The organism is Aerococcus agrisoli, assembly GCF_003797145.1.
In the GTDB taxonomy this organism is placed as follows: Bacteria; Bacillota; Bacilli; order Lactobacillales; family Aerococcaceae; genus Aerococcus; species Aerococcus agrisoli.
Genome location: NZ_RKMG01000024.1, coordinates 26,633 through 33,874 on the forward strand (window position 1 = coordinate 26,633; position 7,242 = coordinate 33,874).

Sequence of the window (7,242 nt, forward strand, 5' to 3'; positions counted from 1 at the left end):
CTCATGTTTATTATCTTGTATAGAAAAAAGGTTAGAACTATAAAGTCCTAACCTTTTGAAAGATCTTATTAGTATTCTTCGTAGAATGCACCTGGGTGTTCAATTGCACGAACACGGATAACATTGTCAACTTTGTTTAACTCATCAATCAAGTTTTCCACTTTAGAGCGGTCTAGTTCATCAAGATCAACCAAAGTATATGCATAATCACCACGACCACGGTTCACCATGTTAGAAATATTGATATCTAGATTCGCGATGAAAGTAGAAATCGTAGAAATCATGTTTGGAATATTCTTGTTGATTAGCGTAATTCTCCATGGAGAATTAAAGCTCATTTGAACAGATGGGAAGTTAACTGAGTTAACGATGTCCCCTGTTTCTAAGAAACGTTTCAAATTCGCAGCCGCCATTTTCGCACAGTTAATTTCAGCCTCTTCAGTAGAAGCACCTAAGTGAGGTAACACGCGGATTTTTGGATGGTGCAATAAGTCTGCATCAGCAAAGTCAGTAATGTAACCACCAAGACGGTTGTCATTGATAGCTTTCAACACTGCATCCTTGTCCACAATTGGGCCACGCGCAAAGTTGTAAAGATGTGCAGTAGCTTTCATTTGGGCAATTTCATGCTCACCAATCATGCCACGAGTTGAATCCATCAACGGCACATGGACAGTTACGAAATCACAGATTTTCAATAACTCATCTAATTCAAGCACACGATGTACACGGCGAGAAATGCTCCAAGCAGTATCAACAGATACATATGGGTCATAACCGTACACTTCAATACCTAAACGTTCAGCATCGTTAGCGATTAAAGCACCGATAGCACCTAAACCAACAACACCTAATTTCTTACCAACTAGCTCATTACCAGCAAATTGTTTCTTGTGGTCTTCCGCAATAGCTTCTACATCGTCGCCAGGATTAAATGGGAAGTTTTGTACCCATTCATTCCCTTCTAAGATTGGACGAACTGATAAGAATAAGTTCGCTAAAACCAATTCTTTTACCGCATTGGCGTTAGCACCAGGTGTGTTGAAAACAACGACACCTTCTTGTGTTGCACGTTCAACAGGGATGTTGTTAGTCCCTGCACCAGCACGCGCAATGGCTTTTAAAGAAGCTGGAAATGGCATTTCATGTAAATTTTTAGAACGTAAAATCACAGCATCCGGATCATCTGTATCGTTGATCGCGTACTTGTCATCTTCAAAACGTTCCATACCCTCTTGGGCAATCGCATTAAAAGTATTGATTTGATAAATTTGGTCTTTTAATTCCATCTGGTAAATTCCTCCATGCTTGGTTTATAAGGCATGAGGCTGAGGCAAACATTCCCAGCCTCGCTTCAACTAGAAATTAGGCTTTGTGTTTTGCTTCAAAAGCTTTCATAAAATCGATTAAGGCATGAACCCCTTCAATTGGGAAGGCGTTGTATAGGCTGGCACGCATACCACCTACTGAACGGTGACCTTTCAATTGTTTAAAGCCAGCTGCATCAGCTTCAGCAATAAATTGTTTGTCCAATTCTGGGTCATTTGTTAAGAATGGAATGTTGGTCAATGAACGATTTTCCACTTTCACATTATTGACAAAAAGACTTGAATTATCAATATAATCGTATAGTAAATTCGCACGCTCTTTGGCATTGGCATACATTGCCTCTTGTCCACCACGGCTAGCGATCCAGTCTAATACAAGACCAACCACATAGATAGCGAACGTTGGTGGTGTATTTAACATTGATTCATTATCCGCTTGTGTTGCATAGCTTAAGAAATCAGGCAATGTTTTGTCTTCTTTCAATAAGTCTTCACGGATGATGACAATTGTTACACCTGCAGGACCTAAGTTTTTTTGTGCTCCGGCAAAAATGACACCGAAATCTTCAACTTTGTAATCATTGGCAGTGATGTTTGAAGACATATCTGCAACTAAAGTCACACCATCAAATTTTGGAATATCATGGTAAGCAACCCCACCAATTGTTTCGTTGGTAGTGATGTATAAGTATGCTGCATTTGGATCTACATTTTCAGCGCCAAATGCTGGTACAGATGTGTAGCCATTGTCTTCAGAAGAAGCAATCACATCAACTGTTACGTCTTCAAGACGTTTCGCTGCTTTAATGGCTTTTGTTGCCCATGAACCAGTATTTACATATTGCACTTTTTGACCCTTAGCCAAGTTCAAAGGTAGTTGGGTAAATTGTTGTGTACCTCCACCTTGTAAAAATAAGACTTTATAGTTGTCAGGAATGTGCATAATATCACGTAGTTGTTGCTCAGCGCGTTCAACAATGTTGATAAAGGATGAGGAACGGTGGCTCAATTCCATCACGGACATTTCTGTACCGTTGTAATTAAGTAGTTCCGCTTGGGCTTGTTCTAATACAGCTTTTGGCATTGTAGCCGGACCAGCTGAGAAATTATAAACAGTTGTCATTTCTTTTTCCCTCATCTTTCGATATCTTATTTTGAACGACGTTTGCATCGTCACAATTATTATAATCTTTCATCTAATTTTAATCTACCTTTATTTTTTCTCATTTTTCTATTTAACAAGTTTGTGCATAATAGGAAAAGCCTATCAAGTCTATGGATGTTACTTGATTAGGCTTTCAGAGATACAGTCTTCACATGGAAATTTTTTGTGAAAAAATTATTTATTTAATAAAGCAGGAATTGCACCTTCAAAAATCTCATTTAATTCGTCAACCGCAACGTCAAAAGTTTCATCTTTTGTTGTCACAGCTAAAACGGCTGCTTCAGTCACGTGACCGATTGCTGTAAATTGGTGGCCGTATGCTTGTTCAAATGCTGCCTTTTTCGCATCAGATACAGACACGATAAAACGTGATGCATTTTCTGCAAATAATTGTGCGCTTGGTAGGTCAACAGAAACTTCCGCACCGAAACCAGTGCCGAATGTAGCTTCCGCTAATGCAACACCTAAACCACCTTCAGCCAAGTCGTGGGCAGAGGCAAGGTAGCCAGATTTAATGGCTGCTAGAACAGCTGCTTGGTTGGCTTTTTCAGTTGCTAAATCGAATGGATATACGTCACCAGCGATTTCGCCTGTTTCTAATTTTTGCAATTCAGAACCGTTGAAGGCATTGGCAGTTTCACCGATGATGTAGATCGTGTCGCCCGCCGCTTTGAAGCCTTGAGTAGTCACTTGGTCTAAGTTTTCGATTAAACCAACCATACCAATCATTGGTGTTGGGTAGATAGCTGTACCGTTTGATTCGTTGTATAAAGATACATTCCCAGAAATTACTGGTGTATCCAATACTTGGCATGCTTCAGAAAGACCGTCTGCAGATTCAGCCATTTCGTAGAAAATTTCTGGATCTTCAGGGTTACCGTAGTTCAAGCAGTCAGTAATTGCCAATGGTTGACCACCAGAAGCCACGATATTACGCGCTGCTTCCGCAACTGCCATTTGTCCACCCACTTTAGGGTTTAAGTAGATGAAACGTGCGTTCACGTCCGTTGTCATAGCCAAAGCTTTTTGGGTGCCACGAATACGTAAAACGGCGGCATCTGAACCTGGTCCAACGACTGTAGACGTGCGGACAACAGAGTCAAAGGTTTGGTAAGCAACACGTTTAGAGGCGATTGTTGGTTGGGCAAGCAAAGCTTTTAATGTATCAAGAGCCGGACGGTCGCTTGGTACATATTGGTCCATTGCTTTAAAAACGTCTAGGCGCGCAGGTTTGCTCGCTTCGCGGTAGTATACAGGCGCGTCTTCTGCAAGGGCGTCGACTGGCACGTTGGCCACTTCAATCCCTTTGTGGAATAGGCGGTAACGTCCATCGTCCGTAACATGACCAATGTTGACTGCATGTAAGTCATATTTCTTGAAGACCTCGTAAATTTCTTCTTCCATGCCTTTTTTCACACATAAAAGCATACGTTCTTGTGATTCAGATAACATCATTTCGTAAGGAGTCATTTCGCTCTCGCGTTGTGGTACATCATCAAGGTTCAATACTAGACCTGAACCAGCTTTTGACGCCATTTCAGCAGATGATGAAACTAGACCAGCAGCACCCATATCTTGGATACCAACTAGGGCATCTTGGTGGTTATGGATTACTTCAAGACAGGCTTCCATCAATAGTTTTTCCATGAATGGATCCCCTACTTGGACTGCTGAACGGTTGCTTTCTTCTTCGTCGTTGAATTCTTCAGAGGCGAAAGTAGCCCCGTGAATCCCGTCACGACCAGTTTTGGCACCAACATAAATAATAGAGTTGCCGACACCAGTTGCTTGACCTTTTTGAATGTCTTTTTGATCGATTAAACCAACGCACATTACGTTTACTAAAGGATTACCTTTATAAGCGTTGTCAAAAGCGATTTCCCCACCAACGGTAGGAATACCGATGGCGTTACCGTAACCTGCGATACCTGCGATAATTTCTTCGAATAGGTATTTTGTACGGTCATCATCTAATTCACCAAAACGTAGTGAATCTAGGACAGCGACAGGACGGGCACCCATTGAGAAGATGTCACGGATAATCCCACCAACACCAGTTGCTGCACCTTCATATGGTTCAACGGCAGATGGATGGTTGTGTGATTCTGCTTTGAATACCACGGCTTGGCCGTCACCGATATCAACGATACCAGCACCTTCACCAGGTCCTTGTAACACTTGTTTCCCTTTCGTTGGGAATTTACGCAAAATCGGTTTAGAGTTTTTATATGAACAGTGTTCAGACCACATAACAGAGAATAAACCTGTCTCAGTGAAGTTTGGTAAACGTTGTAAAATATCGTCTGAAATGACACGATATTCTTCATCTGTTAAACCCCATTGGCGATAGATTTTTTCTTCTTGAATTTGTGTCGCTTTTAATTCTGTTTGTACCACGACTTAAGCTCCCTTCACTTGTGCTTCAAATGCCGTCAACATTGATTTAAACAATGGTAACCCGTCAGTGCCACCGATAATCGCTTCAACTGCACGTTCTGGGTGAGGCATCATACCTAATACATTGCCGGCTTCGTTGGTAATACCTGCAATGTTTGCGCGTGAACCATTTGGATTGGTCCCTTCATATGTAAAGGCGATTTGACCATTTTTCACAAGCGCGTCATAGGTTTCATCGTCACATACATAGTTTCCTTCACCATGGGCAATAGGTACTGTAATGACTTGATCTTCTTCGTATTGATGTGTAAAGGCCGTTTTGTTGTTGGCAACTTTCAAAGCTTGTGGTTTACACACAAATTTCAATGAATCGTTACGGATTAAAGCACCTGGTAAAAGGCCTGCTTCACATAAAATTTGGAATCCGTTGCAAGCACCAAAAACGAATTTACCTTCTTCAGCAAAACGTTTTACTTCTGGCATGATGTTTGAGTAGTTGGCGATGGCACCACAACGTAAGTAGTCACCGTAAGAGAAACCACCTGGTACTAAAACAGCGTCGTAACCTTCTAGTGATGAGGCATCTGAAGATACGTATTCAGCATCTTGACCTAAGACGTCTTGAACTGCTGTCAACATATCCAAGTCACAGTTTGAGCCTGGAAATTGAATGACTGCAAACTTCATTAGGCTTCCACCTCCACCTTTTGGATGTTGTAGCGGTAAGATTCCATGACTACATTAGCCAATAATTTATCAGAAATTGCTTCGATTTCAGCAGCTACGTGCGCTTCGTCATCACTTTCGACAACAATTTCAAAATATTTCCCTTGGCGAATTTCAGCAATATCAGTGTAACCCATACGGCCTACAGCACCTTTGATTGCTTCTCCTTGTGGATCCAAGATAGATTCCTTATATGTCACGAATACCTCTACTTTATACATGTTCATCCTCCTAAATTGGCGTACATTACGATATTATGGATTAATTGTGCTTTTCCCATAAATTTATATGATTTCATACTAGCACCTTATAGCACTAAAAGCAAACGATTATTTTATTAATTTTATTTATTGTTCGGTTTTAGGTGTAAAAAAGACGAATATTCGGTATTTAGTATGTCCATCGTTCATTTTTCGGATATCATTAGGCAATTTTTTGTAAACCCTATATACTTTAAGTAAATAGATCCACCGCCAATAATAAGGAGGAAGCTGATGAAACTCTATATGCAACAGAAAGTATTTTCACTCAAGCAAGATTTTGAAATCTACGATGAAAACAAACAGGCTTATTTCCGCGTAGACGGCCAACTCTTATCTATCGGCCGTAAAATGCGCATTTATGACGCACGAACTGAAGAAGAAGTCGCCTTCATCAAAGAAATTGTCCTTACGCTCTTCGCCAAAATGGAAGTCTACCGCCAAGATGAACTAGTCGCAGTGATTAAACAAAAATTTTCCTTTCTCCGACCGAAATTCGAAATTGAAGAAATTGGCTGGCACATTGAAGGTGATTTCTGGGGCTACAACTATGCCATCTTAGACACAAACGGTGCCACCGTCGCAAGCATTCAAAAGAAAATTCTTTCATGGTCAGACACCTACGAATTTGAAATTAATGATGACAAAGATACCGTCACTGTCATGGCCGTTATCTTAGCCATTGATGCCATCCGTGACCGCAAAGGATAATAAGAGGCTGGGACAAAAGATTAAAATTATAAATTTTTCGTCCTTACAGTGTACGTTCCTTATGAGCCGTGGGACCATTGAAAGCCAAGGTCTTTCAATTTGAAATCGAGCCAAGGTCTTTCAATTTGAAATCGAGCCAAGGTCTCGATTTCATCCTCTTTCACGGCTAAGGAACTACACTTTCAGTCCTTAAACCTGTTCCCATGATATATTTCAATCAAAATTTATAAGAATTTTTTCAAAGTAAAAGGCGTACACAAGTCTTTCAATTTTAGGTGGTCCGCTACCATAAGCATGCCCACAAATGGATGTTAAAAAAATTTTAAATCGTTGTGGTTAACTTATTTGATGATATAAATGAATTCTTTTCAAATTTCTTAATTTTTAAGATGAAATAAGAGAATCTTTAGCTAAGCTTTTCATTTATTTGAGTCGATAAGTGACACATTTTGAATGCTTTCATCTATTTACTTATATTCGTTAATTGTCCAAAATATTTTTTCATGTATTACCCTCAATAAATGAATCAGACTTGAAACATATTAGGAATACAAAAAGACGCTGGGATTTTTTCCAATCTTCGCTCATTCACTCAAAGCCAACAAAAAAAAGAGGAAATGAAATTATCGAAAATGAAACCCTACCGTTAAACTGA

6 protein-coding genes are annotated in these 7,242 nt (G+C 40.1%); 1 reads left to right on the forward strand and 5 read right to left on the reverse strand.

The features are described 5' to 3' along the window. Positions 1–68: 68 nt before the first annotated feature. The 5 genes from EF384_RS07330 to purS all read right to left on the reverse strand — a co-directional run bounded on the left by EF384_RS07330 (position 69) and on the right by purS (position 5,837). Positions 69–1,271 (reverse strand): phosphoglycerate dehydrogenase, encoded by a 1,203-nt coding sequence (locus EF384_RS07330; protein WP_123780755.1) that lies wholly within the window; start codon positions 1,269–1,271, stop codon positions 69–71. A 94-nt stretch (positions 1,272–1,365) separates the two neighbouring features. Then, positions 1,366–2,451: a 3-phosphoserine/phosphohydroxythreonine transaminase gene (gene serC, locus EF384_RS07335; protein WP_123780743.1), complete on the reverse strand. Its 1,086-nt coding sequence runs from the start codon at positions 2,449–2,451 to the stop codon at positions 1,366–1,368. Positions 2,452–2,667: 216 nt separating this feature from the next. After that, the gene (gene purL, locus EF384_RS07340) at positions 2,668–4,890 is read right to left on the reverse strand and encodes a phosphoribosylformylglycinamidine synthase subunit PurL (RefSeq protein ID WP_123780745.1); all 2,223 of its coding nucleotides are present in this window, start codon (positions 4,888–4,890) and stop codon (positions 2,668–2,670) included. A 3-nt stretch (positions 4,891–4,893) separates the two neighbouring features. Further along, positions 4,894–5,577 (reverse strand): phosphoribosylformylglycinamidine synthase subunit PurQ, encoded by a 684-nt coding sequence (gene purQ, locus EF384_RS07345; RefSeq protein ID WP_123780747.1) that lies wholly within the window; start codon positions 5,575–5,577, stop codon positions 4,894–4,896. Continuing rightward, positions 5,577–5,837: a phosphoribosylformylglycinamidine synthase subunit PurS gene (purS, locus tag EF384_RS07350; protein WP_123780749.1), complete on the reverse strand. Its 261-nt coding sequence runs from the start codon at positions 5,835–5,837 to the stop codon at positions 5,577–5,579. Before purS ends, purQ begins: the two co-directional genes overlap by 1 nt. Positions 5,838–6,110: 273 nt before the next feature. Between purS and EF384_RS07355 the strand changes: the two genes are divergently transcribed. Then, positions 6,111–6,587, forward strand: coding sequence for an LURP-one-related/scramblase family protein (locus EF384_RS07355; protein ID WP_123780751.1), 477 nt, complete (start codon positions 6,111–6,113; stop codon positions 6,585–6,587). Positions 6,588–7,242 lie beyond the last annotated feature (655 nt).

Excerpts from the sequence above, each read along its gene's own strand:
- serC (WP_123780743.1), bottom strand. The coding sequence starts at position 2,451 with ATGACAACTGTTTATAATTTCTCAGCTGGTCCGGCTACAATGCCAAAA.
- purQ (WP_123780747.1), bottom strand. The coding sequence starts at position 5,577 with ATGAAGTTTGCAGTCATTCAATTTCCAGGCTCAAACTGTGACTTGGAT.
- purS (WP_123780749.1), bottom strand. The coding sequence starts at position 5,837 with ATGTATAAAGTAGAGGTATTCGTGACATATAAGGAATCTATCTTGGAT.
- EF384_RS07355 (WP_123780751.1), top strand. The coding sequence starts at position 6,111 with ATGAAACTCTATATGCAACAGAAAGTATTTTCACTCAAGCAAGATTTT.